Origin of the sequence: Bradyrhizobium iriomotense (assembly GCF_030160715.1) — a bacterium.
Classification (GTDB): Bacteria; Pseudomonadota; Alphaproteobacteria; order Rhizobiales; family Xanthobacteraceae; genus Bradyrhizobium; species Bradyrhizobium iriomotense.
In genome coordinates this window covers 218,353-244,301 of sequence record NZ_BSOW01000014.1, presented here as the reverse complement: position 1 = coordinate 244,301, position 25,949 = coordinate 218,353, and the positions used below count along the sequence as shown (strand labels likewise).

Annotated in this window: 30 protein-coding genes; 10 read left to right on the top strand and 20 right to left on the bottom strand. The window is 63.7% G+C overall.

What is annotated here, in order from left to right; all coding sequences use genetic code 11:
- Window position 1: 1 nt before the first annotated feature.
- Both tolR and tolQ read right to left on the bottom strand, forming a co-directional pair.
- The gene (tolR, locus tag QQL28_RS21480; RefSeq protein ID WP_284268438.1) at window positions 2-454 is read right to left on the bottom strand and encodes a protein TolR; all 453 of its coding nucleotides are present in this window, start codon (window positions 452-454) and stop codon (window positions 2-4) included.
- A 41-nt stretch (window positions 455-495) separates the two neighbouring features.
- Window positions 496-1,212 carry a protein TolQ gene (tolQ, locus tag QQL28_RS21475; protein WP_284268437.1) on the bottom strand — a complete coding sequence of 239 codons (717 nt, stop codon included), beginning with the start codon at window positions 1,210-1,212 and terminating at the stop codon, window positions 496-498.
- 553 nt (window positions 1,213-1,765) lie between these two features.
- Between tolQ and ggt the strand changes: the two genes are divergently transcribed.
- Both ggt and QQL28_RS21465 read left to right on the top strand, forming a co-directional pair.
- Complete coding sequence (ggt, locus tag QQL28_RS21470) at window positions 1,766-3,472, top strand: gamma-glutamyltransferase (protein ID WP_284268466.1); 1,707 nt, start codon at window positions 1,766-1,768, stop codon at window positions 3,470-3,472.
- Window positions 3,473-3,823: 351 nt separating this feature from the next.
- Window positions 3,824-4,111: a hypothetical protein gene (locus tag QQL28_RS21465; RefSeq protein ID WP_284268436.1), complete on the top strand. Its 288-nt coding sequence runs from the start codon at window positions 3,824-3,826 to the stop codon at window positions 4,109-4,111.
- 23 nt (window positions 4,112-4,134) lie between these two features.
- Here QQL28_RS21465 and QQL28_RS21460 read toward each other — a convergent pair whose 3' ends face one another.
- Together QQL28_RS21460 and QQL28_RS21455 are read right to left on the bottom strand one after the other, a co-directional pair.
- Entirely contained in the window at window positions 4,135-4,281 is a 147-nt protein-coding gene (locus QQL28_RS21460; RefSeq protein WP_284268435.1) for a hypothetical protein, read from the bottom strand.
- Window positions 4,278-4,844 (bottom strand): SDR family NAD(P)-dependent oxidoreductase, encoded by a 567-nt coding sequence (locus QQL28_RS21455; RefSeq protein WP_284268434.1) that lies wholly within the window; start codon window positions 4,842-4,844, stop codon window positions 4,278-4,280. Before QQL28_RS21455 ends, QQL28_RS21460 begins: the two co-directional genes overlap by 4 nt.
- Window positions 4,845-5,052: 208 nt before the next feature.
- On the opposite strand from QQL28_RS21455, the gene QQL28_RS21450 reads away from it, so the two are divergent.
- Window positions 5,053-5,541 carry a winged helix-turn-helix transcriptional regulator gene (locus QQL28_RS21450; RefSeq protein ID WP_284268433.1) on the top strand — a complete coding sequence of 163 codons (489 nt, stop codon included), beginning with the start codon at window positions 5,053-5,055 and terminating at the stop codon, window positions 5,539-5,541.
- A 190-nt stretch (window positions 5,542-5,731) separates the two neighbouring features.
- Here QQL28_RS21450 and QQL28_RS21445 read toward each other — a convergent pair whose 3' ends face one another.
- The 5 genes from QQL28_RS21445 to QQL28_RS21425 all read right to left on the bottom strand — a co-directional run bounded on the left by QQL28_RS21445 (window position 5,732) and on the right by QQL28_RS21425 (window position 8,580).
- The gene (locus tag QQL28_RS21445; protein ID WP_284268432.1) at window positions 5,732-6,217 is read right to left on the bottom strand and encodes a DUF2852 domain-containing protein; all 486 of its coding nucleotides are present in this window, start codon (window positions 6,215-6,217) and stop codon (window positions 5,732-5,734) included.
- A gap of 119 nt (window positions 6,218-6,336) precedes the next feature.
- Complete coding sequence (locus QQL28_RS21440) at window positions 6,337-7,086, bottom strand: TetR/AcrR family transcriptional regulator (protein WP_284268431.1); 750 nt, start codon at window positions 7,084-7,086, stop codon at window positions 6,337-6,339.
- Window positions 7,087-7,201: 115 nt separating this feature from the next.
- A complete protein-coding gene (locus QQL28_RS21435) occupies window positions 7,202-7,567 on the bottom strand; it encodes a YciI family protein (RefSeq protein WP_284268430.1) in 366 nt (121 codons plus the stop codon).
- Window positions 7,568-7,604: 37 nt separating this feature from the next.
- A complete protein-coding gene (locus tag QQL28_RS21430; RefSeq protein WP_284268429.1) occupies window positions 7,605-8,030 on the bottom strand; it encodes a YciI family protein in 426 nt (141 codons plus the stop codon).
- Between the two features lie 133 nt (window positions 8,031-8,163).
- Complete coding sequence (locus QQL28_RS21425; RefSeq protein ID WP_284268464.1) at window positions 8,164-8,580, bottom strand: YciI family protein; 417 nt, start codon at window positions 8,578-8,580, stop codon at window positions 8,164-8,166.
- A 587-nt stretch (window positions 8,581-9,167) separates the two neighbouring features.
- Here QQL28_RS21425 and QQL28_RS21420 point away from each other — a divergent pair.
- From QQL28_RS21420 to QQL28_RS21405, 4 genes are all read left to right on the top strand, one after another.
- Window positions 9,168-10,835: a methyl-accepting chemotaxis protein gene (locus tag QQL28_RS21420; protein ID WP_284268428.1), complete on the top strand. Its 1,668-nt coding sequence runs from the start codon at window positions 9,168-9,170 to the stop codon at window positions 10,833-10,835.
- Between the two features lie 355 nt (window positions 10,836-11,190).
- On the top strand, window positions 11,191-11,631 hold the full coding sequence (locus QQL28_RS21415) for a DUF2846 domain-containing protein (RefSeq protein ID WP_284268427.1): 441 nt from the start codon (window positions 11,191-11,193) through the stop codon (window positions 11,629-11,631).
- 58 nt (window positions 11,632-11,689) lie between these two features.
- Window positions 11,690-12,478: an SDR family NAD(P)-dependent oxidoreductase gene (locus tag QQL28_RS21410; protein WP_284268426.1), complete on the top strand. Its 789-nt coding sequence runs from the start codon at window positions 11,690-11,692 to the stop codon at window positions 12,476-12,478.
- A gap of 100 nt (window positions 12,479-12,578) precedes the next feature.
- Window positions 12,579-13,016: a hypothetical protein gene (locus QQL28_RS21405; protein WP_284268425.1), complete on the top strand. Its 438-nt coding sequence runs from the start codon at window positions 12,579-12,581 to the stop codon at window positions 13,014-13,016.
- A gap of 71 nt (window positions 13,017-13,087) precedes the next feature.
- Here the strand turns inward: QQL28_RS21405 and QQL28_RS21400 are convergent, their stop codons facing one another.
- From QQL28_RS21400 to QQL28_RS21385, 4 genes are all read right to left on the bottom strand, one after another.
- Window positions 13,088-13,501, bottom strand: coding sequence for a VOC family protein (locus QQL28_RS21400; protein WP_284268424.1), 414 nt, complete (start codon window positions 13,499-13,501; stop codon window positions 13,088-13,090).
- Window positions 13,502-13,526: 25 nt separating this feature from the next.
- Window positions 13,527-14,063, bottom strand: coding sequence for an SRPBCC family protein (locus QQL28_RS21395; RefSeq protein ID WP_284268423.1), 537 nt, complete (start codon window positions 14,061-14,063; stop codon window positions 13,527-13,529).
- A 197-nt stretch (window positions 14,064-14,260) separates the two neighbouring features.
- Window positions 14,261-15,550 (bottom strand): RNA polymerase sigma factor, encoded by a 1,290-nt coding sequence (locus QQL28_RS21390; RefSeq protein WP_284268422.1) that lies wholly within the window; start codon window positions 15,548-15,550, stop codon window positions 14,261-14,263.
- Complete coding sequence (locus QQL28_RS21385; protein WP_284268421.1) at window positions 15,547-15,915, bottom strand: YciI family protein; 369 nt, start codon at window positions 15,913-15,915, stop codon at window positions 15,547-15,549. Before QQL28_RS21385 ends, QQL28_RS21390 begins: the two co-directional genes overlap by 4 nt.
- Before the next feature lie 141 nt (window positions 15,916-16,056).
- Here QQL28_RS21385 and QQL28_RS21380 point away from each other — a divergent pair, with 141 nt between their 5' ends.
- Window positions 16,057-17,022, top strand: coding sequence for a 2-hydroxyacid dehydrogenase (locus QQL28_RS21380; protein ID WP_284268420.1), 966 nt, complete (start codon window positions 16,057-16,059; stop codon window positions 17,020-17,022).
- Window positions 17,023-17,051: 29 nt separating this feature from the next.
- Here QQL28_RS21380 and QQL28_RS21375 read toward each other — a convergent pair whose 3' ends face one another.
- The 5 genes from QQL28_RS21375 to QQL28_RS21355 all read right to left on the bottom strand — a co-directional run bounded on the left by QQL28_RS21375 (window position 17,052) and on the right by QQL28_RS21355 (window position 21,724).
- Window positions 17,052-17,618 (bottom strand): hypothetical protein, encoded by a 567-nt coding sequence (locus QQL28_RS21375; protein WP_284268419.1) that lies wholly within the window; start codon window positions 17,616-17,618, stop codon window positions 17,052-17,054.
- Between the two features lie 82 nt (window positions 17,619-17,700).
- Window positions 17,701-18,114: a Rieske (2Fe-2S) protein gene (locus QQL28_RS21370; RefSeq protein ID WP_284268418.1), complete on the bottom strand. Its 414-nt coding sequence runs from the start codon at window positions 18,112-18,114 to the stop codon at window positions 17,701-17,703.
- Entirely contained in the window at window positions 18,111-19,211 is a 1,101-nt protein-coding gene (locus QQL28_RS21365; RefSeq protein ID WP_284268417.1) for an amidohydrolase family protein, read from the bottom strand. Before QQL28_RS21365 ends, QQL28_RS21370 begins: the two co-directional genes overlap by 4 nt.
- On the bottom strand, window positions 19,208-20,314 hold the full coding sequence (locus tag QQL28_RS21360; RefSeq protein ID WP_284268416.1) for an amidohydrolase family protein: 1,107 nt from the start codon (window positions 20,312-20,314) through the stop codon (window positions 19,208-19,210). Before QQL28_RS21360 ends, QQL28_RS21365 begins: the two co-directional genes overlap by 4 nt.
- A 33-nt stretch (window positions 20,315-20,347) precedes the next feature.
- Window positions 20,348-21,724, bottom strand: a complete 1,377-nt coding sequence (locus QQL28_RS21355) for an MFS transporter (protein ID WP_284268415.1) — start codon at window positions 21,722-21,724, stop codon at window positions 20,348-20,350.
- 124 nt (window positions 21,725-21,848) lie between these two features.
- Here QQL28_RS21355 and QQL28_RS21350 point away from each other — a divergent pair, with 124 nt between their 5' ends.
- Window positions 21,849-22,769 (top strand): LysR family transcriptional regulator, encoded by a 921-nt coding sequence (locus QQL28_RS21350; RefSeq protein WP_348522504.1) that lies wholly within the window; start codon window positions 21,849-21,851, stop codon window positions 22,767-22,769.
- 39 nt (window positions 22,770-22,808) lie between these two features.
- Here QQL28_RS21350 and QQL28_RS21345 read toward each other — a convergent pair whose 3' ends face one another.
- On the bottom strand, window positions 22,809-23,459 hold the full coding sequence (locus QQL28_RS21345; RefSeq protein ID WP_284268413.1) for a TetR/AcrR family transcriptional regulator: 651 nt from the start codon (window positions 23,457-23,459) through the stop codon (window positions 22,809-22,811).
- Window positions 23,460-23,570: 111 nt separating this feature from the next.
- Here QQL28_RS21345 and QQL28_RS21340 point away from each other — a divergent pair, with 111 nt between their 5' ends.
- Window positions 23,571-24,215, top strand: coding sequence for a glutathione binding-like protein (locus tag QQL28_RS21340; protein WP_284268412.1), 645 nt, complete (start codon window positions 23,571-23,573; stop codon window positions 24,213-24,215).
- Between the two features lie 135 nt (window positions 24,216-24,350).
- Here the strand turns inward: QQL28_RS21340 and QQL28_RS21335 are convergent, their stop codons facing one another.
- Entirely contained in the window at window positions 24,351-25,928 is a 1,578-nt protein-coding gene (locus QQL28_RS21335) for a hypothetical protein (RefSeq protein WP_284268411.1), read from the bottom strand.
- Between the last annotated feature and the right edge of the window lie 21 nt (window positions 25,929-25,949).

Genomic DNA, 25,949 nt, shown 5'->3' with positions numbered 1-25,949 from the left:
CTTAGGACCCCTGCTCCACTTCCGTGACGAGAGCCAGCTTCTTGAACCCTGCCCCCGACAGGAGGCCCATCACCTTGGCTACCGTACCGTAATCCGCCTTCTTGTCGGCGCGCAGATAGATGCGTTCCTCGAGCCCGCCGCGCGCATCCGTGATCGCCTTCAGCTTCGGCACCAGGTCGTTCAGCGCGACCTCGGTGTCGTTGATGAAGACCTTGCCCTTGATGTCGACCGACATCTGGAGCGGCTTCTGATCGTTCTGGTCGAGGCTCTTGGCCTGGGTCTGCGGCAGGTCGAGCGGCACGCCGACGGTCAGCAGCGGCGCCGACACCATGAAGATGATGAGCAGCACCAGCATCACGTCGACCATCGGCGTGACGTTGATCTCGGCCATGACCGGCTTGCGCCGGCTGCGACGGCCGCCGCCTCCGGACGAACTGGCTACGTTCATCGCCATGGTCTGGTGCCCAATCTAGCCTTCACCATACATGCCGCCCGTCAGCCTCGCTCGTCGATCTGACGGGACAGGATGGCCGAAAATTCATCCGCAAAGCCCTCGAGCCGCTGGGCCTGGCGGTTCACCTCGGAGGTGAACTTATTGTAGAAAATAGTGGCAGGAATGGCGGCGATAAGGCCGACGGCGGTCGCAAACAGCGCTTCGGCGATACCGGGCGCGACGACCGCCAGGGAGGTATTTTTCGACGCTGCGATCGACTGGAAGCTCGACATGATGCCCCAGACGGTGCCGAACAGGCCGACGAAGGGGCCGGCCGAGCCGACGGTCGCGAGCACCAGCAGGCGCCGCTCCAGCCGCTCGATCTCGCGCGCGATCGACACGTTCATCACCTTTTCGATGCGCATCTGAAGGCCTGCGACCGAGCGGGCGTGGCTCTCGAAGGAGCGCTTCCATTCGCGCATCGCCGCGACGAAGCAGGCCGCCATCGAATGGGTCGGCTTGGCCGAGAGTGTGCGATAGAGCTCCTCGATCGATTCGCCGGACCAGAACGCCTGCTCGAAACGGTCCATCGAGCGGCGGGTGCGGGCATAGAGGAAAATCTTGTCGATCGCGATCGCCCAGACCCAGACCGAGCAGGACAGCAGCCCGAGCATGACCGCCTTCACGATCCAGTGAGCCTGCCAGAACAGCGCGATCAGCGACACGTCGGCGGACGCGGCAACCGGCAGTGCTGACTGGGCGACGTCGGCCGGATTCATAAGCAGTATCCTCTCAAGGCGATCGTTCCATGTCCTCGGCGCGCAAAATGGCTGCCGGTTCCCCAAAGCCGCGCGGGTCGCGCGCACCTGCCAAGCCTGCGCAAAGCCTTGTCTTTTTGGATTGCAGCGGCCCGTCCGAAGCCGGCCGTCTGCTTTCCCTGCCAAGATGTCAAAACTAAGGGCCTCGACTAAGCCTTTGGGCGCGACTTGCCGACCTTACCAGACGCCGACGATAGTTAATGCCGGGTTAGCGCGACCCGATTTGGCTGCCGGAATGGTAGGCAGTGCAGGCGGTTGGCGGGGGACGGCGGCTGCCGAGTGCTTGCGCGCCCGGAGCGCGGTCGGTTCCCCCCGCGTGGGATGGCCAGAAGGGGCCACAGGGGCTCCCTCCCCCGCGAGGAAAGCGCGGTGTGCGCCACAGCTACACCATGTCGTCATGCTCCACCTCGCACGCGGGTGCCGATCGGCTGCGCTCGCGGACAACAATGTGCCGGGATCACCGGCCCAGCCCAAGGAGCGTCCCGTGGAGAAGCCAGAAACATGTGCGCGGTGGATGGTCGCCGCGATTATATCGGTCAGCCTCACAACCTTCAGCCCCGCGCGTGCGGCGTCGGTCGCGCCGGCCGCCGCGGAAAACGGCATGGTGGTGTCCGCGCAGCATCTGGCGACGCAGGTGGGCGTGGACGTGCTCAAGCGCGGCGGCAATGCCGTCGATGCAGCGGTCGCGGTCGGCTACGCGTTGGCGGTGGTCTATCCGGCGGCCGGTAATCTCGGCGGTGGCGGCTTCATGACGATCCAGCTCGCCGACGGCCGCAAGACGTTCCTCGATTTCCGCGAGACGGCGCCCAAGGGCGCGACCGCGAACATGTATCTCGACAAGGACGGCAACGTCATCAAGGGCATCTCGACCAAGGGGCACCTGGCCGTGGGCGTGCCTGGATCCGTCTCGGGCATGGAATATGCGCGCGAAAAGTACGGCACCATGAAGCGCGCCGAGCTGCTCGCCCCCGCGATCCAGCTCGCCGAGCAGGGCTTTGCGCTGGACCAGGGCGACATCGACTTGTTGCTTACAGCCACCAATGATTTTCAGGACGATCCAGCGTCCGCCGCGATCTTCCTCAACAACGGTAAGCCGTTCCAGGTGGGTGAGAAGCTGGTGCAGTCGGAGCTCGCCAAGACTCTGCGCGAGATCAGCAGCAAAGGCACCGACGGCTTCTACAAGGGCTGGGTCGGCAGCGCCATCGTGGCATCGAGCCAGGCGGGCAAAGGCCTGATCACACAGGACGACCTCGACGGCTACAAGACGCGCGAGCTCGCGCCCGTCGAATGCGACTATCGCGGCTACCACGTGATCTCCGCGCCGCCGCCGAGTTCGGGCGGCGTCGTCATCTGCGAGATCCTGAATATCCTCGAGGGCTATCCGCTGAAGGAGCTGGGCTACCACTCCGCGCAGGCCGTGCATGTCCAGATCGAAGCCATGCGCCACGCTTACGTGGACCGCAACAGCTATCTCGGCGATCCGGACTTCGTGAAGAACCCGCTCGACCGTCTGCTCGACAAGAATTACGCGACCAAGATCCGCGCCGTGATCGATCCGAACAAGGCTGGCGTCTCCAAGGATATCAAGCCGGGCGTCGCGCCGCACGAGGGCAGCAACACCACGCACTATTCGATCGCGGACAAGGACGGCAACGCGGTGTCGGTGACGTACACGCTCAACGACTGGTTCGGCGCCAAGGTGACGGCGGCCAAGACCGGCGTCCTGCTGAACGATGAAATGGACGACTTCACCGCCAAGGTCGGGGTGCCGAACCTGTATGGCCTGGTGCAGGGCGAGGCCAACTCCATCGCTCCGGGCAAGCGGCCGCTGTCCTCGATGAGCCCGACCATCGTCACCAGGGACGGCAAGACCGTCATGGTGGTGGGCACGCCCGGCGGCAGCCGCATCATCACGGCTGTCCTGCAAACCATGATCAACGCGATCGACTACGACATGAACGCGCAGGAAGCCGTCGACATGCCGCGCATCCACCAGCAATGGCTGCCGGATCTGACCAACGTTGAGAACTATGCGCTGTCGCCGGATACGCAAAAGATTCTGGAAGGCATGGGCCACAAGTTCGGACCGCCGCAGCCGGCCAACCATCTGGCGGTCATCATCGTCGGCGCGCCGTCGCTGAACGGCAAGCCGGTCGGCAACAACCGCTACTATGGCGCCAACGATCCCCGCCGCAACACGGGGCTAGCCGACGGGTATTGAGCCGCTTTGACAGGTTGACCTTTCGTGCCCCGGACGCAGCGCAATGCGGCGCATTGCGCTGCGTCCGGGGCACACCGGATTAGGTCCCGGCTCTGCGGAGCAGCGTTTCACGCTGCACCGCGTCCGGGACAAGAGAAATTGCGAGCCCCCGCCATGCGCAATGACAGGCCAAGCTGAAAACCTTGCTATGCGGCTTGTGCCACCCGCGAGGGTTTATTTCACCGGTCGATCGGCAACACACTCTATTGTCTTTGCCTGTAAGCGGGCTGACGATGCCGGAGTGGACCGCTCGTCAGACAGACGAACGCAGCGGCTGGCGAACGGCCCGACGACCTCGTACGGGAGATCCGCATGGAACAGATTCTGATCAACCTCGTCTCGGGCGCGCTTGGTGGAATTGGCGCGGGCAAGTCTTCGCCGACATTTGATCTCGGAATGGCCGGAAACGTCATTTCGGGTCTGGTCGGCGGCGGGGTGCTCGGCCAGATCATTACGCTGCTGCTTCCGTCCATCATGGCCGCAGCAGAATCCGGAAACTTGAGCGTCGGCGGCATCGTGTCGCAGGTCGTCGCCGGTGGCGCCGGCGGGGCGATCCTGACCGCGATCATCGGAGCCATCAAGAACAAGGCTGCCGCCTGATCGATGAGGCAACAGCCAAGGCCTCACCACTTCTCCTTCGACGTCCGCACGTCGAGCTCGAACGACCAGGCGCGTTCGGGCTGGCCGTAGAGGAAGGCGAACGCATCGACGATGCCTTCGATGCTGATCAGGCTGTCCTGCCGGCCCGCAGCATCGGGGAAGCGGTTCATGATCTTGTCGCCGGCGATCGCACCGTCGACCACGACATGAGCGACGTGGATTCCGTCGGGCGCATATTCCTTGGCCATCGCCTGGGCGAGCGTGCGCAAGCCGGCCTTGGCGGAGTTGAAAGCGCCAAAGCCGGAGCGCCCGCGCAGCGAGGGCTGGCGCCGGTAAAGAGCAGCGTGCCGGTCTTCTTCGGCGCCATGCGGCGCACCGCCTCGCGGCCGAACAGGAAGCCACCGAAGCAGACGACGCGCCAGGCACTCTCGAAATAGTCGGCCTCCATCTCGATGATCCTGCCGGGCGTGTTGTTGCCGGCGTTGTAGATCGCAAGATCAAGCTCGCCTCCGGCGGCATCGAACAGTGCGGCGACGTCGTTCTCCTTGGTGGCATCGGCGACGAAGGGAACGGCCTGCGCTCCAGATTTTTCGATATCGTTCGCAACAGCCTCGAGCATGGACGAGGTCCGGCCCGCGACGATCACTTTGAGCCCGTCTGCAGCAAACCGCTTGCACAGCTGTGCGCCGAGCCCGCGCTCCGGGCCCACACCGATCACGATCGCCGTCTTCATCGCATCCTCCCGCAGAGTTTGGAGCGTTAAGTCGCTACCCACGCAGAATATTGCCATACAGTTCTAAAATGGAACTATAAAATAATACGTTGCTTTGCCTAGGTATAGGGCAAGCGGTCGCCACCTCGGGAGCTTTCATTCCATTTTGGAATTTTATATTGTCGTCGCACGAACGCGTTGGGAATTCAGCCTTTTCGGGGTCGGACGAATGCGATGGGATTCGCTTGAGCAGGAACAGTGCTCGGTCGCCAGGACGGTGGCCGTGATCGGCGACCGCTGGAGTCTCCTGATCCTGCGCGACTGCTTCCTGCGCGTGCGCCGGTTCGAGGAGTTTCAGTCCCGGCTCGGGGTCACCCGGCACGTCCTCGCCGATCGCCTGAAGAAGCTCGTCCGGTTCGGCGTGCTGAGGCGTTCGCCCTATCAGGAGAGCCCGACGCGCTATGAGTACATCCTCACCCAGAAGGGACTGGATCTCTATCCGGTGGTGATGGCGATCGTGCATTGGGGTGACACCCACATGGTCGATGAGCGCGGCCGCCCCATGCTTCACGAGCACAAGAGCTGCGGCAAGGTGTTCGATCCGGTGCTGGTCTGCTCCGAATGCGGCGAGCCCATCGTTGCGAAGGAGGTCCATGTGCACGCCGGCCCGGGCGCCGCGGAAGGCATGGCCAAGGAGCTCGCGGCACGCGCGAAATAGCGGCGCGCTCAGTGCGCGCGGCGCGCTTGCCGCAGCTCGCGCAAGGCTTGGTCTTGGTTCGCCGTCTCCAGGTTCTCATGCGTCAAAAACCAAACCGCCCGCCTGCGGGGTGCGCAGGCGGGCGGCTCGGGGCCATCAGGACTTTGGGGGCGTTGCGCCTGAGGGCTTTGAGAGAATCTCGCGCTTCAGATCAGCCTTGCTGCGGCGGTTCGTTCGGCGGCGTCGGACGGCTCTTGTGCTGCGCCATGAACTGGTCGAACTCTTCCTTGTCCTTGGCGTGACGAAGCCGCGTCAGGAAATCCTTGAACTCGCGCTGCTCTTCCTCGAGCCGCTGGAGAGTCTCGGTGCGGTACTCGTCGAAGGCACGGTTGCCGGAGGACGGCGGGCCGAAGCCAAAGCCGAAGCCGCGGCGCTCCATGCGGTCGCGCATGCGGTCCATCCTGTACTGCATCTTCTCCATCTTGTTCTGCCAGCGATCCTGGTGGCTCCAGCACGACATTCTTCTGCTCCCGAGTGTGAAAAAGAGAAGGGCAAGCCCGATCGGCCACCAGATGATGAAGCCGAGGACGGTCACGGCGATCCAGCCGGGATGCCAGGGCGTGTCGAGCATGTGGGGGCGGTAGTAGGGGTCTTCCGAGGGGCCGCGCCATCGATTGACATCAGCGGTGTAGGCCATTTCCCATCTCCATCACGGCTCACGCCGTTGTGAATGTAAATAACATTTACATAGGTAGCCGATCCCTTGGTTTTGTCAAGCCAGCCGCCGGACAGGCCGGCCGATTTATTTGCGCAAGTTTATTTCAGCTTGCCCCAGGGACCAGAAGTGCCGCCGGGAGAGCTGGCCGAACCGGAGGATGCCTCCGGTGGCACCGGCGGCGGCTCGGCGGTCTTGGTCGTGGGGCGGCGTTCGATCGGGAAGCCGAGGCCGCGCAGATAGATCAGCACCTCGGCTTCGAGCAGCTCATCCGGCGACATCGGCAGCTTGCGCCGCGCGGCATCGCCGCGGGAAAACAGCGAGGCGACGCCGTGCGACATCGACCAGATGTGCAGCGCCATCATCATCGCCGGCGGCCGCGGCGTACCCGGCGGCGTCAACGCCGCGAGGCGCTCGGCAGCCGCACGGATGACGCCGAAAGCGCGCTCGCCCGCGGCCATCAGCGCCGGATTGGCGTCGACCGGCAGGCCGGATTCGAACATCGCGGAGTAGAAGGCGGGCTCTTCGCGCGCGAAGGCGAGATAGGCTTTCCCGACGCGCTCGAACGCCGTGACGGTGTCCGGGCGGCCATCGTCCCAAGCCGCGGTCAGGCGCGCCTCGAACTGCTCGAAGCCGCGCTGGGCGATCGAGGAGAGAAGTTCGTCGCGATCGCGAAAATGCCGGTAGGGTGCTGCCGGGCTGACGCCGGCCATCCGCGCGGCATCGGCAAAGGTGAAGCCGGCCGCGCCCTTCTCGGCGATCAGCCCCAGCGCCGCCTGGAGCAGCGCTTCCTTCAGATTGCCGTGGTGATAGCCGCGCTCGGCGCGGCGCTGCTCCTTGCGCCAGCTCATGTGAACGGCTTTTACATGAGCCGGGCGCGAACGTCACTAGCGCGAGGGCCGCTTTGGTTACCGGGTCCGGGGCGGTCCGGAGGGACTGACCGAACCCGGAATGACCCAGGCGAGACTAGCGCTGCGGAATCGGCAGCACTGGCATGACCTCGACGGCCTCACCGGGGAAGATCGCAAAATGCGGGTGCTTCTCGAACAGTTTCGCGGCAGCCTCCTGCGACGCCGCCCGCACGACGGTGAAGGCGGTCAACGCATTGGTAACCTCTGTGACGCCGTTGGCGTCCACCCTTCGGGTCTTGCCGAGCGGTCCGCCTCCCTCGACGATGTCAGCCTTGTGCTTTTCGACCCAGGCGTGCCAGGCCGCCATTCCCTGCTGCTCCTTCGCTTTCCGCTCGGCCTCGGGCAGCGCGTTCCAGGCTGCCATTTTCGCGCTGGTCTTGCTGCCGAGATAGACGGCGAGAAACGTGTGTTCGGTGCTCATGGGTCACTCCTCTGGTTGATGGGTGGACGAAAACCTCTTACCGGCGGCCGGCCTTGCTGCCCTTTTTCAGCTCAGCGAAGCCGGCGGCCGCTTCCTGCACATCAGGCGAAAAGTCGGCCATTTCCTGCACCTGGCGGATTTCGATGATCTCGTTGGGCGAGGCCGGGCACTTCTTCGCCCAGGCGATCGCTTCGTCACGCGAAGCGACCTCGATCATCCAGTAGCCGCCCAATACTTCCTTGGACTCGGCAAAGGGGCCGTCGGTCACGATCGGCTCGCCGGTCGCAAACGAAACGCGTGCGCCCGCCGAGGGCGGATGCAAACCGTCGAGCGTGATCAGCACGCCGGCATCTTTCAGCGCCTCGTTGTAGCGCATCATGGCGGCGACGCGCTCGGGGTCGAGTTGAACGTCCTTCGGCGCGGTCTCGTAGCCGAGCGGGATCATCAGCATCATGAATCGCATGGGGGTGTCCTTGTTTTCTTGGTCATTCCAGGATGCGCCGCGAGGCGCAGGCCCGGAATCCATTCATCAACGGTCTCCGCGGCCCGATGGATCCGGGCTCGCGTTTGCGCGCCCCGGAATGACGGGAGGAGACTTATTTCCTCGCGGCTGTCGCGCGGGTGCGCTCTTCCTGCTCGCGCAGCTCGGGCGTGAAGGCCTCGCCAAAGTCCTCGGCCGAGAACACCTGGCGGATCTCGATCTCGCTGCCGGGTTCGAACGGGGCGCGCTTCATCCAGGAAATCGCCTCGTCGAGCGAGGCGGTCTTGATCAGCCAGAAGCCGGCGACCAGATCGGACGAAAGATCGAACGGGCCTCGGGTCACGCTCGCCTCGTCGCCGCCGTAGCGGACCCGTGCGCCCTTGACGCTTGGATGCAGCCCCTCGCCTGCCTCGATCACGCCGGCTTTCGCCATCTCTTCGTTGAACCTGCCCATGGCGGCCAGCATCTCGGTCGTCGGCATCTTGCCGGCCTCGGTATCCCGGTTGGCCTTTACGATCACCATGAAACGCATCGTCATTGCTCCGCTTTTCGTTTTTTTGGGCCGAGATCACCGGCGCTCGTAGATAAGACGAACCGCATTTTGCGATCCCGACAGGCCGGCGAGAATTATTTTGGAGGTAAGCGCCAGCGCTCGAGGTTGGCGAGGTCCACCGGGTTCGCCGTGAATGGGAATATCGGTTCGTAAAGCGCGGTCAGCGCCTTCCAGCAACAAGCACAGCGGGCGAAAACGCAGCGCGAGCGACAGAGTGGCGCCTGATGTGACGGGCGTATGATACCGGCATCCCACCACCTACCCGACATCCGCACACGCCACTTCTGCGATGCGACCGAGTGATTCCGGCGGAATGTCTTTGGTACATCCGTAATAGTACGGAAGGCGTCTCGTTGCACCCTCACTGCATGGTGTCGTGCATATGAAACCATAAAGCTTGCAATTGTAAGCCACCCCCCAATCGACGCGAAAAATTGCGGAACCCGGTTCCCGCGCCACGTGGTTCACAGTTGCTAAACGACCCCGATGCAACTTTTTCCCAGTCGCTTTTCGCGACTCGCGTTTTTCATTATTCGTTCCAGGCCGGAACCATTGCGGAGCCCATGATGTTCCACTTCCAAAGCAACAAAAAAATTCAGAATGCAATTGCCCAAGCTGCGGCGATCGATCGGTCGCAGGCGGTGATCCAGTTCAAGCTCGATGGTACGATCGTGGACGCCAACAAGAATTTTCTGGACGCGATGGGCTATTCGCTCGACGAGATCAGAGGCAAGCATCACAGCATGTTCGTCGATCCGGCCGAGCGCGAGAAGGCCGCCTATCGCGACTTCTGGGCACGGCTCAATCGCGGCGAATTCCAGGCTGCGCAATATAAGCGGTTCGCCAAGGGCGGCCGCGCGGTCTGGATCCAGGCTTCCTACAACCCGATCCTGGACGGGAGCGGCAAGCCGGTCGGCGTGATCAAGTTCGCCACCGACATCACGGCGCAGAAGATCCACAGCATGGAGGACGCCGGCAAGATCGCCGCGATCGGCCGCGCGCAGGCCGTGATCGAATTCAACATGGACGGCACCATCGTCGCGGCGAACGAGAACTTTCTGAAAGCGATGGGTTACTCGCTTGAGGAGATCAAGGGCAAGCACCACAGCATGTTCGTGACGCCGGAAGACCGGGCAGGCTCTGCGTATCGCGACTTCTGGGCGCGCCTGAACCGCGGCGAGTTCGAGGCGGCCGAATACAAGCGCCTCGGCAAGGGGGCGAAAGAGATCTGGATTCTCGCGACCTACAATCCGATTCTCGACGAGGCGGGAAAACCGTTCAAGGTTGTGAAGTTCGCAACCGAGGTTACGGAACAGAAGCTGAAGGCTGCCGACAATGACGGGCAGATCGCCGCGATCTGGAAGTCGCAGGCGGTGATCGAGTTCAACATGGACGGCACGATCCGCAACGCCAACGAGAATTTCCAGGAGGCCATGGGCTATACGCTCGCCGAGATCAAGGGCAAGCACCACAGCATGTTCGTCGAGCCCAGGGAGCGCGACACGGCGGCCTACCGGCAGTTCTGGGAGACGCTCAATCGCGGCCAGTACCAGGCCGCCGAATACAAGCGGATCGCCAAGGGCGGCCGCGAGATCTGGATCCAGGCCTCCTACAACCCGATCTTCGATCTCAACGGCAAGCCATACAAGGTGGTGAAGTACGCAACCGACATCACCGCGCAGGCGATCGGCCGCAAGAAGGCCGACAATGCGCGCGGTTTGATCGAGGCGGTCGCGGCCGGCAGCGAGGAGATGAGCGCCTCGATCCGGGAGATTTCCGCGACCATGGCGAAATCCCGCGAGAGCTCGAAGGAGGCGACGGGCAAGGCCGAGGCCGCCGACGGTCAGGCGCAGAAGCTGAATGCCGCCGCGCAGGCGATGCGCGGCATCGTCGAGCTGATCTCGGGCATCACCGGCCAGATCAATCTGCTCGCGCTCAATGCAACGATCGAGTCCGCGCGCGCCGGCGAAGCCGGGCGCGGCTTCGCGGTGGTCGCCTCCGAGGTCAAGAGCCTTGCCAACCAGGCCAAGCAGGCGACCGACACGATCTCATCGGAGATCGACGCGCTGAACAAGATCTCGGGCGATGTGGCGACTTCGCTTGGCGCGATCAAGGCCGCGATTGCCGGCCTGAACGAGTTCATCGCCTCCACCGCCGCCGCGGTCGAAGAGCAGAGCATCGTGACCGCGGACATGTCCGCGAACATGCAGCGCGCCTCGGCGGAGCTGGCGTAGTCAGCGCTCCCATCGCCGCGCCGCCTAGCTCGCTGCCCCGGCAGTGCTTCGAAGACCGGGGCGGCCAGCACGGCATGGAATAACCTGCATAATCATTGCGGTGCCCGCCGATCGAAAAACGGTTGCACAATCAATGCGTGTATGCCTAATTGAGCCTTTGGGGGACGAGGAAACAGCGAGGCATTTGCTAAAGCGCGATGAGATTAGGATGAATCGTCATCGCGCTTTAGGTTGTTGTTTGCGCATGATCTTTCCGGAAAACCGCTTCACACTTTTCCGGATCATGCTCTAGCCGTTCGTTGTTTGCCGTCGACTTGGAGCTGGGCGCTCCAATATTGTTTTGAGACGGGGGCATATGAGATCGAAGACCGGGGCGCTGTCCCTTTTGCTTGTCGGATTCTTGTTGGCGAGTTGCGCGAGCCCACGCGGCCTCGATGAACCACCCACGCAGCTTCCGCCATTGAAGCCGGGTTTTGGCCGTGTCTACTTCACCCGGGCGGGCGAATTTGGGGGGTCGGCTGTTCAGCCCGAGATTCGGATGAACAATGAAGTCGTCGGCAGGTCTGTGCCCGGCGGTTTCTCTTTTGTCGACCGCCCTCCGGGGAAATACGCCGTAACAACGACAACCGAGGTCGAAAATGCGGTGACGTTCCAGCTGGCGGCGGGCGAGACGAAGTACATCAAGACAGCAGTGACCCCCGGCATATTTGTCGGCCATGTCACGCCGACGCTTGAATTCCCCGAGCAGGGACAATCCGACATAGGCCGCCTCAGGTACGTCGGCCCCAAATTGTGATCCCTTGCGCGGGACCAACTAAACTGTCATGCCGCAGCTCCGAGTAAAGGACCGCGTCATGACCTCCTCTCCCGCTAAAGTCGCCCTCGTCACCGGCGCCGCGCGCGGCATCGGGCTTGCGACGGCCAAGAAATTCCTCGCTGAGGGCTGGCGTGTTGCGCTGCTCGACATCGAGGGCGAATTGCTGGCGCACGCTGTCGCCGCGATCAGTAGGGGCGAGGAGACGCTCGCACTCACTTGCGACATCTCCGATAGCGCAGCAGTCGGTGCGGCGATGAAGGCGGTCGAACAGCGATTCGGCCGGCTCGATGCGCTCGTCAACAATGCCGGCATTGCGGTGTTCGCACCGCTGATGGAGACAAAGGACAAGGACTGGAGCCGTGTGCTCGAGGTCAACCTCACCGGCCCCTTCATCAGCACCAAGGCTGCGGTGCCCCTGATGCGCGAGGCCGGCGGCGGCGCCATCGTCAACATCACCTCGATCTCGGCGGTGCGCGCCTCGACGCTGCGCTCGGCCTACGGCACGAGCAAGGCGGGGCTGGCGCATCTGACGAAGCAGCTCGCGGTCGAGCTGGCGGCGCTCAACATCCGCGTCAACGCCGTCGCGCCCGGACCGGTCGACACCGCGATGGCAAAGGAGGTACACACGCCGGAGATCCGCGCCGACTATCACGATGCCATCCCGCTGAACCGCTATGGCCTGGAAGAGGAACTCGCGGAGGCGATCTTTTTCCTGTGCTCGGATCGATCGAGCTACATCACCGGCCAAATTTTGGCCGTCGATGGCGGCTTCGATGCAGCAGGCATTGGCCTGCCGACGCTGCGCGGACAGCGGAGGAACGGATAAGCGCAAGCGCTGTAGGGTGGGCAAAGCGACTTGTCCGCCGTAGCTCGAAGAGCGAAGGCGGAAGTACCCACCCTGCGATATCGAACGTGTGGAGAGTGCCATGCAACACGTTGCTTTCGTTAAATCCGTGTTGGTCGCGGTCACGTTGCTCGGCTCGGCATCGGCGCGTGCCGAGATCCGCATCATCCAGTCTCCGGGCGGCCAGGTCGGGCCATTCCTCGAACTGTTCGAGCGGGTGCGCGAGTCCGGTGAGCGCGTGGTGATCGACGGGCCCTGCCTCTCAGCCTGCACGCTGGTGCTGAGTCTCGTGCCCGGCGAGCGCATCTGCGTCACCAAACGCGCGGTGCTCGGCTTCCATGCCGCCCGCTCGGTCGACCGGCGCGGCCGTTTCTATGCCGAACCGGAGGCCTCCGAGGCGGTGCTGGCGGCCTATCCGGCGCCGGTACGCGACTGGATCCAGAGCCGCGGCGGTCTGTCGTCGCGGCTCTTATTGCTGAAGGGGCGCGATCTCGCCGCAATCTATCCGCGGTGCAGGTAGCAGTCGCGCCACCTTCTCCCACAGGGGGAGAAGGGAAAGCAGCGTGCACTTGGCGATAAATCGGATTCTTCTCACATCCCTTCGGCCGGGCAGTTCACCATCCAGGGAATGCCGAACTGGTCGACGCACATGCCAAAGCCCTTGGCCCAGAACGTCTTGCTGAAGGGCATGGTGACCGTGCCGCCGTCGGCGAGCGCGTTGAACTTGCGTTCGGCATCGGCGACGTTGGTGATCGTCAGCGAGATCGAAAAGCCCTGCGGCTTCTGCGAATGCTCCGGCGGCGCGTCGGAGGCCATCAGGACACTGCCGTCAGGTAGCGACAGGCGCGCATGCATGATGGTCTTTTCGCGGCCGGGGGCAGCCGGCATTTCCGGCGGGGCGTCGGAGGCGCGCAGCATCGCCTCGACCTTTCCACCGAGCACGCGCGCATAATAATTGAACGCGGCTTCGCACTTGTCCTGGTAGAACAGGTATGGATTGAGCATGTTTCTCTCCTTGAGGTTGAGGCTTCTACTTCTCGGTGAGCTTCTTCAGATTGGCGAGGCCGGTCTCGAAATCCTTGCCGATCATGTTGTCCATGTTGACGAACACCTGCATCAGCTTGGAGATAAACGGGGCCGGACCGTACATCGCCCATGTGACCAGTGTTGCACCGCCTTGCGGCACAAACGTGAACTCGGCGATGTTGTGACCTTCGAACGGACGCTCGAAATCGAGCTTGATGCGCAGTCTCGACGGCGTGTTCGCTTCGAGAATTTCCATGCGTCCGGCGCCGATGTCCTTGTTCCCGTCCCAGGCATAGGTCGCGCCCTTGCCCTGCGTGGTGCCGCCGAAGGCGCGCTTCATGTCGGGGTCGCGCCCCTCATAGGGTGACCAGCTCGTCCAGCGCTGGAAATCGGCGATGAAGGGGTAGATGGCATCGGCCGGTGCCTTGACGGCGAGCGTGCGTTCCACGCGAAACATGTCCGGCTTGGTGGCGGCGAAGACGAGAATGCCGGCGATGCCGGCGGCAAGCACAATGGCGATAATGGCAACAGCTTTCAGCATGACTGGCTCCCTTCGACTGGCCTAAGGACGAACGGGAGAGCGCGAAATCGACAGGCGCGGGAGAAATTTCTATCGCCGATTTCGCCGTCATTCCGGGGCGATCCGCAGGACCGAGCCCGGAATCTCGAGATTCCACAATACGCAATTGCGCATTGGGGTTCGATGCTTCGCATCGCCCCGGAATGACGCCAACGGCGTCACTTCGCCTTCGTGCTCTCTTTGGACGCCTTCGGCTGGCTGTCCCTGATCAGGCGATCCAGATGCATGCGGATGTGGGCCGCCTCGGCCGAGGTGTTGGCGAGCGCAATGGCACGGTCGAAGGCGATGCGGGCTTCGTCGTTGCGGCCGAGCTGCATCAGGAAGGCGCCGCGCACGCCATAGAAATGGAAATAGTTGGCAAGCTTCGGCGCCAGGGGCTCGATCAGCGTGAGCGCTGCTTCCGGCCCTCGCACCTTGGAGACCGCGACCGCGCGGTTGAGCGTCACCACCGGCGAGGGCTGCACGAGCTCGAGCGCGCCATAAAGCAGGTCGATCTGCGCCCAGTCGGTTTCCTCGGGCGTTGCCGCGCGGGCATGCAGCGCCGCGATCGCCGCCTGGATCTGATAGGGCCCGCTCCTGCGATGGCGCATCGCCTTGTCGATCAGCGCGAGCCCCTCCGCGATCATGGTGCTGCTCCACAGCGCGCGGTCCTGATCCTCGAGCAGGATCAGCGAGCCGTCGGCGGCAAAGCGCGCGGCGCTGCGCGCATGCTGCAACAGCAATAGCGCGGTCAGCCCCATGATCTCCGGCTCGCCCGGAAACAGCCGCAACAGCAGTCGCGCCAGCCGGATCGCCTCCTCGCACAGCGGCTTGCGGATCTCGGCGGTATCGCCGCTCGCCGAATAGCCTTCGTTGAAGATCAGGTAGATCATCGCGGCGACGCCGGCGAGCCGCTCGGCGCGCTCGGCCGCGCCGGGCGCCTCGAACGGCACACCGGCATCCGTGATCTTCGCCTTTGCGCGCGTGATGCGCTGCTCCATCGCGGCTTCCGAGACCAGGAAGGCGCGCGCGATCTGCTTCACGGTGAGGCCGGAGACGATGCGCAGCGCGAGTGCGATCTGCTGCGTCGCCGGCAGGTCCGGATGGCAGCAGATGAACATCAGCCGCAAAATGTCGTCACGGTAGTGCGAGCCGTCGAGCCGCTCGGCGAGCTCCCCCTCGGCATCGCCAAGATCGGAGATCGCCTGGTCATCCTCCGACAACGGCTCCTGCTTGCGGGCGCGCCGAACCTCGTCGATCGCGACGTTGCGGCCGACCATGATCAGCCAGGCCGCAGGATCGCGCGGCGGGCCGTTCTGCGGCCAGGTCTTCAGCGCGCGCAGGCATGCGTTCTGGAACGCTTCCTCCGCGGTATCGAGGTCGCGGAAATAGCGCAGCAGCGCACCGACCGCCTGGGGCCGCGCCGAGGTCAGCGCGGTCTCGATCCAGGCGGCGTCGGTCTCGCTCACGTCAAATTCCCTCCCGGCCTGAACACCCCGACGGGACGCACCTCGTAGGCGCCGCCGGGATTGGCCGCGCCGAGATCGCGCGCGACGTCGAGCGCGTCGTCGAGGTTCTTGCAATCGACGATGTAGAAGCCGAGCAACTGCTCCTTAGTTTCGGCATAGGGACCGTCGAGCACCAGCGGCGGGTCTTCTTTCCGCAACGTCGCCGCGGCCGTGGTGGGCAGCAGCCGCGCGACGGGACCGAGCCGGCCCTGCCTGGTGAGCTTGTCCTGCACCACGGCGAGCTTTTTCATCACGGCTTCGTCCTGCTCCTTGCTCCAGGAGCCGACGAAATCCTCATCGTGGTAGCAAAGGATGGCGTAGAGCATGGATACGTCCTGTTTTCTCTTATTATGAAGACGACGCACTATGCCCTGCCCCGACACGAGTTGCGGAAATTTTTTGCAAGAAATGTCCGCGCGTTCGTGCCAAGGAGGGCCCTGAACTGGGAACTCGATGGGACATCACGAATGACTAAAGGCGCGCTGGCACTCCTGATCAACAGCAGGTCGCAGAATTGGTTGCCGGAGCGCTGGAAGGCGCGCTTCGAGGCGGTCTGCGGCGAGCGTCCGGTCGTGCTGTTGCCCAATGCCGAGCTCGATCCCGCCGAGGTGCACTACGCGGCCGTGTGGAAGCCGGTTCCGGGCGATCTCAAGGCCTTCCCGAACCTGCGCGCGATCTTCAATCTCGGCGCCGGCGTCGACGCACTGATGGCGGACGAGAGCCTGCCGGACGTGCCGCTGGTCCGCGTCGCCGTGCCCGACCTCACCGGACGCATGACCGAATATGTCGTGCTTCATGTGCTGATGCATCATCGGCAGGAGCTTTACCTGCGGCAGTCGCAGCGCGAGAAGACCTGGGAGCCGAAATATCAATGGCCGGCGAGCGCGGTCACGGTCGGTATCATGGGGCTCGGCACGCTGGGCGCTGACGCCGCGGACGTGCTGCGCCGGTTCGGCTTCCGCGTGGTGGGTTGGAGCCGCAGTCCGCGGAGCGTCGATGGCGTGGAGTCTTTCCACGGCGCCGGCCAGATGGACGCGTTTTTGCGCGCGACCGACATTCTGGTCAGCCTGTTGCCGCTGACACCACAGACGCACGGCATCCTCAACCGCGAGGTCTTTGCCAAGCTCAACCGCAACAGCCCGCTCGGCGCGCCGGTGCTGATCAATGCAGGCCGCGGCGGCTTGCAGAACGAGGATGATATTTTGGCCTGTCTCGACGACGGTACCCTCGGCGCCGCCTCGCTCGACGTGTTCGTCGAGGAGCCCCTGCCGGCGGCGAGCCGCCTCTGGAGCCATCCGAAGGTTATCGTGACGCCGCACAATGCGGCCGACACCGATGCGGATGCGATCTCGGCCTATGTCGCAGAGCAGATCGCGCGTTTCGAAGCCGGCGCCGCGCTGGAGAACGTGGTGGACCGGGCGCGGGGGTATTGAAGCGTCGGCCGACGAGGCGCGTGTTCGCCTTAACGGCGCGCGCCGAAAGCCAGTGGCGACGCGCCGGGCGGCAGCGGCGAATTGATGTCGCTGTCGACCAGTCCGGACGAATGTTGGGTGAAGCTCGCGCCGAACGACAGGCTGAGATTCGACGTCGGGCGGAATTCGATCCCCGCATTCGCGCGATAGCCACCCGGCAGCGTCCCGGAGGTCGAGTCAAAGGGCGTCGGACCACCGGCACCGAGATTGTATTTCAAGGTGTCGAAGCCGGTATAGATCGTCACCGGTGCATTCGCGAAATTGTAGCCGAACTTCACGCCTTCGGATGACAGCGAGCCGTAATTGCCGAACGCCCTCGCCTGATCGAAGCCGTTCATGCTCCACGTTGTGCTGTCGCGTGAGCTCGTGAGAAACCAGCCGCGCGGGAACTTGGACTGCGGATCGCTCGCATCGAAAGCCGGATTGTCACCCCAGCCCATCAGCCAGCCCGAGTTCATATAGGGCACAGGGGCCGCCTGGGCATGGGCCGTCCGCCCACCCGGACAGAGCGCCGCCAGGACCAATGCGAGGGCCAAACCGCGTATGAAAATCAGCATCCGTAAGACTTTCAGGTACCTGCAGGTACCCTGAAAGTATACGCGCCGGACGTCGGGAACGCCAGAACCGCCGCGACGCGGTTCAGAGATCGACCACGATATAGGCGCCCTCGACCGTGACGGGATATCGCTCCGCGACGTAAGGCCCCATCACCAGTTCAGATCCCGCTTCGAGCTTGACCTCGAAGCTTCGCACCTTGGTGCGGCGCGGATCGCACCAGGATTGGCCCGTCGCCATGTCGAATTCCCAACCATGCCAGGGACAGCGCAGGAATTCGCCGCGACGTTCCAGGCGGTAATCGCCGGGACCGGACGACTGGCTGAGGCCGGTGACGACGCCGGAGCAGATCGCCGCTCCGCCATGCGGACAGCGGTTGAGCAGCGCGTGCAGTCGCCCCTCGACATTGAACACGCCGATCTCGCGCCCGTCGACGACCACGACCTTGCGCGAGCCAGGCGGCAGCTCGTCCGCCGAACAAACCACATGGCGGCTCATGCGAGGCGATACAATGCCATGGCATTATCCCTGAAGATCTTGCGGCGCTGCTGTTCGGTCATCGGAAATTTGAATGCGAAGGACGGATTGTCGTAGTCCCAGTGCGGATAGTCCGACGAATAGAGCAGCCGGTCCCAACCGATCCAGTCGATGATCTCGACGATATGGCGCGACTGCGCCGGCTCCTCGATCGGCTGCGTCGTCCACCAGACGTGCTCGCGCAGATATTCCGATGGACGCCGCTTGAGATGCGGGACTTCCTTGCGGAATTTCTCGAAGTGCCTGTCCATGCGCCAGGCAAGCGCCGGCGCCCAGCCGAAGCCGCCCTCGACCAGCACGACCTTCAATTTCGGGAAGCGCTCGAACACGCCTTCGACGATCAGGCTTGCGGCCAACGCCTCCATGCAGGCGACGAAGACATAGTGCTCCTGAAGATAGAATGTCGGCCAGCCGGAGCCGGTAGAGGGATGGCCGCCATTGTAGCCGACCGGATGCAGGCCGATCGGAAGCCCCGCGCGTTCGGCGGCCTCGTAGATCGGCCAATAGCGCCGGTGGCCGAGCGGATCTGACGGGCGCGACGACAGCATGATCTGCACGTAGCGGCGGTCGCCGGCGCAACGCTCGATCTCGGCAACGGCAGCCTCGGGAAATTCCTGCGGCACGACGATGCCGGCCCGAAGTCGCGGCTCCTCGCGCACCCAGCGATCGATCTGCCACTCGTTGGTCGCGCGCGACAGCGCCGCCGCGAGCCCGGGATTGCGCTCTTCCATGCCGCCCTTGCTGAGCGCCATCAACAGACCGAACTCGACATTGACGGGATCGAGATGCTGCTTGCGCAGGAGATCGAGATCGGAGCCCGCCGGGCCGCCACCCTGCGGCAGCGAGTCCGCGCGCATGCCGCCGGCCATCATGCGCGGATACATCAGCGCGCTCGGCAGCGCCTGCCGGACATGCACGCCATAGGTCTGATAATGCTCGCGCCAACGCGGCTCGAGATAGGGCAGCAATTCGCCGGGTGTGCGGTGCGCCGGATGAATGTCGCAGTCGACGACTGCGAGCGTCTGCCGTGCCTTCTGTTCCATGAAAGGTGCGTTCATCGCGCGTCCTCCTTCGTGGTCTCAGCGGCATTCCCTACCGCGCCCTGCGCCAGGCGGGGATAGGTCGCAAGCGCATTGTCGATCAGAACCGCCTTGAATGAGTCCGGCGGCAATCCGTCCGGCAGCACGTCGTCGCCGTCGAACTGCCAGTGCGGATAGTCGGTCGAGAACAGCAGCACCGCATCGGAGCCGATGCGGTCGATGGTTTGCGCCACCGCAGTTGCATCCGCCGCATCGAACGGCTGGATCGTGAAGCGCAGATGATCGCGGATGATCTCGGACGGCCAGCGGTCGACCCAGGGCACCTCCGGCCGCGCGCCGCGCCAGGTCTTGTCGGTGCGCCATATCGTCATGGGCAACCAGCTCACGCCTGATTCGAGCATCACCACCTTCAGTCCCGGGAAGCGGCGGAACACGCCCTCGACAACCAGGCTGATCGTCTGGTTGGCGAAGGCCTGCGCCTGCGCCACATAGTCCTCGAACTGATAGGACGGCCAGCCCACGATCGTCGGCGCATAGCGATAGGTGCTGCCCGCATGCACAGCGATGACGAGCCCGTGCCGTTCCGCCGCCTCATAGAGCGGAAAGAACTCACGCCGGCCGAGCAGCTTTTCGCCCATCACCGGCAGCAGTACCTGCACGAAGCGCCTGTCGGGTGCGAGCCGCTCGATCTCGGCCACGGCCTGCGCCGGGTCCTGCGGCGACACCAAAATCGTGCCGCGCAGCCGCGGTTCGCGATCGAGCCACTCGGCGCGCAGCCAATCGTTCACGGCACGGCAGATCGCAGCCGCCATGTCGTCGTTGTGGAGCGCGATCGCGCCATGCATCACGTTGGCGATGCCGAGCTTGAGGTCGAAGGCGTCAAGCACGTGGGCGCGCAGCGTGTCGAGGTCACTCCGCCCGGTCTCAGCCTGTCGCCAATCGGCGCGTGCGCTGCCGGGCGCCATCGGTGGATAGCTCATCATGGCGAACGACATGCGGTCGATCGCGCGGTTGGTAATCTGGTCGCGCCAATAGTCGTCGAGATAAGGCACGAGCTGCGCCATGCTCGGCGTGGGCGGATGCAAGTCGCAATCGATCGCCCCGGCGAAGGGTATTTTCATCTTTGGACTCCGTTGCTTCGCATCGGTGCGAGCCTACGCTGCGGCCGTCTGGTCGATCTTGGGCGCGGCCGTGTGCTTGCGCTGGGAAATCCCGAGCACCAGGACGCAACACGCCACGACCAGTGGCGGCAGCGCGGCGAGCAGGAACAGGCTGGAGAACGGCAGCTGCTGCGCGATCAGGATTCCGGCGACCAGCGGCCCGCCGATCGACCCGATCTTGGCGACCGAGAGCGCCCAGCCGACCGCGGTCGTGCGGTTGGCGCTGGAATAGAACTGGCCGACCGAGCTGTTCAGGCCCTGGTGACCGCCCACCACGAAGAAGCCCACGCACATCATCGTCACGAGATAGGTGCTGTCGCCGAGGCCGGCCCAGCCCAGCGAGGCGACGAGCGGCGAGGCAATCAGCGGAACGACCGCGATGGCGATGACGCCGAACCGATCGAGCACCCGGCCGATGGTCAGGCCGCCGACTGCGCCTCCGAGACTGAACACTGTCAGGCCCATGGCGGCCTGGGCGGGCGTATGCCCGGACGCCTCCGCCAGGATCGGCGTCCAGCTATTGAGGAAGAACATCGTGATCGAGCTTGCGATATAGGCCACCCAGAGGAATGGGGTGACGATGGCGAGCCGTCCGTCGAACAGGGTGGCGAGTTGTGGCAGCAGACCCGCATTGGCGGCGTTTGCCGACGCTTCGTCCCGCAGGACGAAACGCGTGGTCGGCTTGGCGCGAAGCGAGGGATCGATCCGGTTCAGGATGCGCGCGACTTCGTCCGGCTCACGATTGCGCACCACGAGGAACTTGATCGACTCCGGAAGTGCAAAATAGCACAGTACCGCTCCTGCGATCGGCAACACGCCGCCAATCCAGAAGACGATCTGCCAGCCGAACTGCGGCACCAGGCCCGCGGCGATGAAGCCGCCGATGCTGCTGCCCGCGACGTAGCCGACCATGATGATCGCGACCGCGGTGCCGCGATAGCGGCTCGGCGCATATTCGAGGTTCAGCGCGTAACATAGCGGCGACAGTCCGCCGATGCCGATGCCCGCCAGGAAGCGAAGCACGATCAGGCTCGTAATGTCGCTTGCCCACACCGTCGCCAGCGTGAAGCCGCCGAACACCAGCATCGAGGCAACGATCGACAGGCGACGACCAATACGGTCGCCCAGCGATCCGAACAGGAGACCGCCGATGAGGATGCCGAAAATGCCGGCGCTGAAGACGATCCCGAGCGCGGCCCTGTCGATACCCCAGACGCGGATGATCGAGGGCGCAGCAAAAGCCATCGCCTGCAGATCGTAGCCGTCCAAGAACATGATCGTCGTCGACAGGATCAGGACGCTCAGGACCAGCCCGTTGCGGCGCTGGCGCTCGATGACGTCGGTGACGTCGATGACCTCGGTTGCGCTCATTTCATTCCTCCCCACAGCCGTCGTTGTTTTTTGGTGACGGCTTGTCGCGCCAGAGAGCCTATTTCCTCCGAGAACAAGGGAGAATAAGCTATTTTGCGCGATGATCTTTTCCGTATTGGATTAAATGGCCGACAGCCTCTTGAATATGAAGGCATTTTTGGCGACGGCGCGAGTCGGCAGCTTCTCCGAGGCAGGCCGGCAGCTCGGGGTGGCGCCGTCGGTCATCACCAAGCGGGTCGGGCAACTGGAATGGTCGCTGCGGGCGACGCTTTTGCGCCGGAGCACTCGCCGCGTAGCGCTCACCGAGATCGGTGAGCGCTACCTCGACGTCATTCGGGGAATCGTCCGCGAGTACGACGAGATGGCCAAGGGCATCATGCGATCGCCCAAAGAGCTCGAAGGCCAGCTGCGGATCAAGGCACCGGCCTCGCCGATGCCGATCGACCTCGCGCAGCTGCTCTCATCGTTCCAGATCCACTACCCGCGCGTCACGCTCGATGCGGTGCTGGTCGACCGCACGGTGAACCCGGTCGAGGAAGGCTTTGACATCGTGCTCACCATGATGCCGTCGTCCTTCGACGGCGTGCTCGAGGAACCGCTGCACGTCTTCGAACGCGTGCTGTGCGCGGCACCCACCTATCTGGCACGGCGCGGCCACCCGCGGCATGTCCGCGATCTCATGCATCACGATTGCATCGTCTTTTCACCGATCGGGCCGAACTGGATCTTCGAAGGGCGCAACGGAGTGACCACCGTGGCCGTCCGCCCTCACCTCGTGACGAACAACGGCGCGCTCGTGATCGACAGCCTGTGCGCCGGCAGCGGCGTCGCCGTCGTCTCGCGTGCGGCGGCAGCGGATCGGCTTCGCAGTGGCGCACTCGTCGAGCTGCTCCCGGAGCTTCGGATCCCCGATCTCTGGCTCAAGGCGCTCGTGCCTGCGACGAGGTCCAATCTCGCGCGCGTGCAGACTATGTTGCAAGCGATCCGGAAAGCATTCCAGGACGCTTCGAGCGTGACACCGGAGCGAGTCCAGGAGGCGAAGTAGCGCGACCGCAGGGTCATCTCGGGCCAGAGAACGCCGAGCTCAACTCCCGACACCAACCATCACGTCGATCGCGCCCTTCACGATCGCATCGAGCTCCTTGCGCGGGACACGGGCGCGGGAACGGATGGCGATGGTGTGGATGGTAGCTGACGCAAGCTGCGCCAGCACGACCGGATCGGCGCTGTCGGGCAGCTCGCCCTTCTCCTTGGCGCGGCGGAAGCAATTGGCGAAAGCCTTGTCGAGCTCGGACAGGCCGTCCAGCACCATGGCGCGAATGTCGGGATCGCCGACGGCCTCGGACGCCGCGGTCACCACAGTGAAGCAGCCGCGCGGACCGGTCTCGCCGGAAAGATAGATGGCGAGCGCAGCGGCGAAGATGCGCTCCAGCCGTTCGCGCAGCGGCAGCTCCGCACGAAAGATCTCCACCATCGATGCGCGCGCCTGCTCGCGGTAGCGCTGATAACTCTTGATGTAGAGCTCGCGCTTGTCGCCGAAAGCGCCGTAGAGGCTCGGCCGGTTCATGCCGGTCGCCTCGCTGAGATCGTCGAGCGACGTCGCCGCAAAGCCCTGGGTGCGGAACAGATCGAGCGCCTTGCCGAGCGCGACGTCGGGCTCATAGGCGCGCGGCCGGCCGCGGCGCTTCGGCGGCTCGGGTGCAGCGACAGGCGGACCTTTTGATTTTTGTACCATTTCGCAAAATAATCCTTGACCACGTCCATATTATGCAGAACAGTACAAAAATCAATCCGGCCGGGTTGCAACCGCAAGGTCAAACGACACCACGCCCAAGGAGGGCACCCCATGGATCTCTATTTCTCGCCGCTCGCCTGCTCGATGGCGACTCGTGTCGCGCTGTATGAAGCCGGCGCCGAGGCGAACTATCTCGAGGTCGATTCCCCGACCAAGACCGTGCTGAAGGACGGTTCCGACTTCCGCGCCGTCAACCCGATCGGCCTCGTGCCGACGCTGCGCACCGACGAGGGCATGGTGCTGACGGAGAACGCCGCGATCCTGCAATATGTCGCGGACCGCTTTCCGCAGTCCCACCTCGGCACCGCGTCCGGCATCGATCGCACGCGGCTGCATCAATGGCTCTGCTTCATCGGCACGGAGTTGCACAAGGGGTTGTTCATCCCGGTGCTCGATCGCAAATCGCCGCAGGAGAGCAAGGCCTACGCGCTGGAGAAGAACTTGTCGCGACTTGATTATGTCGAGAACTACCTGAAGGGCCGCGAGTTCCTGCTCGACCACTTCACCGTCGCCGACGCCTATCTCGTCACGGTGATCAATTGGACCATGGCGACGCCACCGATCGAGCTGGCCAAATGGCCGAACCTGAAGGCCTATTACGAGCGCCTCAAGCAGCGGCCGTCGATCGCGAAGGCGATCGCGGAGGAGTTCGGACTGTACAAGGCTGAGCAGGCGCGGCGGAAGGCAGCTGCGTAGGTTCGCCGAAAATACTCGAAACGCTGAAGGTCGAGACATCGTTCGGGCCAAACAGGCTGAGACGATGTCTCGATCAGCGTATCGAATGCGACGAAGAGCTGCCCCTGCGACACGATCGCCTATCCTGGAAACGCCCTACCGCTGCCCTCGGAGCCACCAGAGGAAGGCCCGCATCAGCCGGAGCTGCGAATACCAAGGCCTGCGCAAGAAGAAACTGAGCCGGGCCCAAAAGCTCCGTCCTTCCAGGTCGGAAGGCAGACGATCGCTGAATCGCTCTCGTGCGATCTTCAAGAGATCACCTACCCCGTGAGGGCTGGGAAGGAATGGCTTCTTACCGTCGCGGCCAAATCCAAAGTAGAACAGGCTGATCGAGGGCCACGAAATCCGAATGGGAACGCTCTCATCCCCAACGGGATCCTCCTGATCATCCAGTTCAATGAACTGAATGACGGAGGCCCCGCCAGTCTGGTCGCGCAACGCAGCGGCAAGTGGATCTGGCCGAGTCCGGCTCTCGCTGCCCACGACTCCATACCCGGCATGAGAATCGGCCCGCAGCACGTCTCGCGACGCCAGTGCGACAGCCCTTATGCCTGGCTGAGGCTGCCACGCCGATGCGCGCGACCGAACCGAACTGGGACAGATAACGAGGACAGGCTCTCTCAGCTCCAGTTCCTCACCCGCCCGCTTCAACGATCCGAGTTCCGGAACATACAGGTTGCTCGCAGCGGACGCCTTGACATCCTGTTTCGGGACATCGCGCTCCAAAGCCTCGGCGAGAATGCGCGACCATTGCGCCACAGACAGATTGCCGCCAAGAGGTGGCACGAACGGAATGCCGCCATGACAGGCCGTGTACATGAGATCAACGACTGTGACTCGCGGCAGCTTGGGCTGGCGCTTAGGTGGCCCATCATTCGACCAAATCCATTGCGCCCAATAGTCGCGTTCAACCTCGGACCAAGCTCCGATTGCGCCGGATCGAAGATCCAGGAATGGGCCAAGATCGACGTCAAGTTGGGTGAGCCAATTCACCAGCTGCGATGGCTTATCTGAAAAGGCGGGCACACTCGACGCGGCCATCTCCGAACCCTTGGCAAAGAGGCTTTGCCATGAGGGATTTTCTGCCGTCCAGTTCGCCGCAATCACCGGTTTGCTCTTCGAGTCATCTGAGACTGTGCCGATACCGGCGGCTTGCTTGAGATCAGTCAGTCGCGGCGAAATCTCCTGGATTGGATCTGCAAGATCGAATTGAAAAATTTGGCCCAAGGTCTGCAAGCCGCAGCGCCGCCGCGCCAGCGGGTTGTCTCCGACGGAGCCGGCGCTGGCTATGAGGCTTAGCCATATTCCCAACTTGAGGACCGGCGCCCAATTCTCGAGCTGTGACAAGTATTGGCGCAAACTGATAACGATGTTTCGCGCCTCCTCATCATTCCAAAGCGTTCCACCTGGAAGCACGATCGCTCCCTGATTGAAATCGGAGACGAAGGCGCGCATGCCGTCAATGGTCGCCCAATCCGGATAACGTGGCAGAAGTCCGGCATTTCCCAGAAGGTTGAAGGCCGTCCCCGGATCTCCAAACAATTTCTCGATGGAGTCGCGCAAATGCTTCAGGGCGGCTTCAAGATCCCGCACGTAAACTGAGCCGAATGTATCCGATTCAGCGCTGAAGCCGAAGCGATCTGCGGTGAACTTGAATTTCAGATCGTCGTCCATGGCGCGCAGCCCGATTTCGCA

Excerpts from the sequence above, each read along its gene's own strand:
- tolR (WP_284268438.1), bottom strand. The coding sequence starts at position 454 with ATGGCGATGAACGTAGCCAGTTCGTCCGGAGGCGGCGGCCGTCGCAGC.
- tolQ (WP_284268437.1), bottom strand. The coding sequence starts at position 1,212 with ATGAATCCGGCCGACGTCGCCCAGTCAGCACTGCCGGTTGCCGCGTCC.
- ggt (WP_284268466.1), top strand. The coding sequence starts at position 1,766 with ATGGTCGCCGCGATTATATCGGTCAGCCTCACAACCTTCAGCCCCGCG.
- QQL28_RS21465 (WP_284268436.1), top strand. The coding sequence starts at position 3,824 with ATGGAACAGATTCTGATCAACCTCGTCTCGGGCGCGCTTGGTGGAATT.
- QQL28_RS21460 (WP_284268435.1), bottom strand. The coding sequence starts at position 4,281 with ATGAACCGCTTCCCCGATGCTGCGGGCCGGCAGGACAGCCTGATCAGC.
- QQL28_RS21455 (WP_284268434.1), bottom strand. The coding sequence starts at position 4,844 with ATGAAGACGGCGATCGTGATCGGTGTGGGCCCGGAGCGCGGGCTCGGC.
- QQL28_RS21450 (WP_284268433.1), top strand. The coding sequence starts at position 5,053 with ATGCGATGGGATTCGCTTGAGCAGGAACAGTGCTCGGTCGCCAGGACG.
- QQL28_RS21445 (WP_284268432.1), bottom strand. The coding sequence starts at position 6,217 with ATGGCCTACACCGCTGATGTCAATCGATGGCGCGGCCCCTCGGAAGAC.
- QQL28_RS21440 (WP_284268431.1), bottom strand. The coding sequence starts at position 7,086 with ATGAGCTGGCGCAAGGAGCAGCGCCGCGCCGAGCGCGGCTATCACCAC.
- QQL28_RS21435 (WP_284268430.1), bottom strand. The coding sequence starts at position 7,567 with ATGAGCACCGAACACACGTTTCTCGCCGTCTATCTCGGCAGCAAGACC.
- QQL28_RS21430 (WP_284268429.1), bottom strand. The coding sequence starts at position 8,030 with ATGCGATTCATGATGCTGATGATCCCGCTCGGCTACGAGACCGCGCCG.
- QQL28_RS21425 (WP_284268464.1), bottom strand. The coding sequence starts at position 8,580 with ATGCGTTTCATGGTGATCGTAAAGGCCAACCGGGATACCGAGGCCGGC.
- QQL28_RS21420 (WP_284268428.1), top strand. The coding sequence starts at position 9,168 with ATGTTCCACTTCCAAAGCAACAAAAAAATTCAGAATGCAATTGCCCAA.
- QQL28_RS21415 (WP_284268427.1), top strand. The coding sequence starts at position 11,191 with ATGAGATCGAAGACCGGGGCGCTGTCCCTTTTGCTTGTCGGATTCTTG.
- QQL28_RS21410 (WP_284268426.1), top strand. The coding sequence starts at position 11,690 with ATGACCTCCTCTCCCGCTAAAGTCGCCCTCGTCACCGGCGCCGCGCGC.
- QQL28_RS21405 (WP_284268425.1), top strand. The coding sequence starts at position 12,579 with ATGCAACACGTTGCTTTCGTTAAATCCGTGTTGGTCGCGGTCACGTTG.
- QQL28_RS21400 (WP_284268424.1), bottom strand. The coding sequence starts at position 13,501 with ATGCTCAATCCATACCTGTTCTACCAGGACAAGTGCGAAGCCGCGTTC.
- QQL28_RS21395 (WP_284268423.1), bottom strand. The coding sequence starts at position 14,063 with ATGCTGAAAGCTGTTGCCATTATCGCCATTGTGCTTGCCGCCGGCATC.
- QQL28_RS21385 (WP_284268421.1), bottom strand. The coding sequence starts at position 15,915 with ATGCTCTACGCCATCCTTTGCTACCACGATGAGGATTTCGTCGGCTCC.
- QQL28_RS21380 (WP_284268420.1), top strand. The coding sequence starts at position 16,057 with ATGACTAAAGGCGCGCTGGCACTCCTGATCAACAGCAGGTCGCAGAAT.
- QQL28_RS21375 (WP_284268419.1), bottom strand. The coding sequence starts at position 17,618 with ATGCTGATTTTCATACGCGGTTTGGCCCTCGCATTGGTCCTGGCGGCG.
- QQL28_RS21370 (WP_284268418.1), bottom strand. The coding sequence starts at position 18,114 with ATGAGCCGCCATGTGGTTTGTTCGGCGGACGAGCTGCCGCCTGGCTCG.
- QQL28_RS21365 (WP_284268417.1), bottom strand. The coding sequence starts at position 19,211 with ATGAACGCACCTTTCATGGAACAGAAGGCACGGCAGACGCTCGCAGTC.
- QQL28_RS21360 (WP_284268416.1), bottom strand. The coding sequence starts at position 20,314 with ATGAAAATACCCTTCGCCGGGGCGATCGATTGCGACTTGCATCCGCCC.
- QQL28_RS21355 (WP_284268415.1), bottom strand. The coding sequence starts at position 21,724 with ATGAGCGCAACCGAGGTCATCGACGTCACCGACGTCATCGAGCGCCAG.
- QQL28_RS21350 (WP_348522504.1), top strand. The coding sequence starts at position 21,849 with ATGGCCGACAGCCTCTTGAATATGAAGGCATTTTTGGCGACGGCGCGA.
- QQL28_RS21345 (WP_284268413.1), bottom strand. The coding sequence starts at position 23,459 with ATGGTACAAAAATCAAAAGGTCCGCCTGTCGCTGCACCCGAGCCGCCG.
- QQL28_RS21340 (WP_284268412.1), top strand. The coding sequence starts at position 23,571 with ATGGATCTCTATTTCTCGCCGCTCGCCTGCTCGATGGCGACTCGTGTC.
- QQL28_RS21335 (WP_284268411.1), bottom strand. The coding sequence starts at position 25,928 with ATGGACGACGATCTGAAATTCAAGTTCACCGCAGATCGCTTCGGCTTC.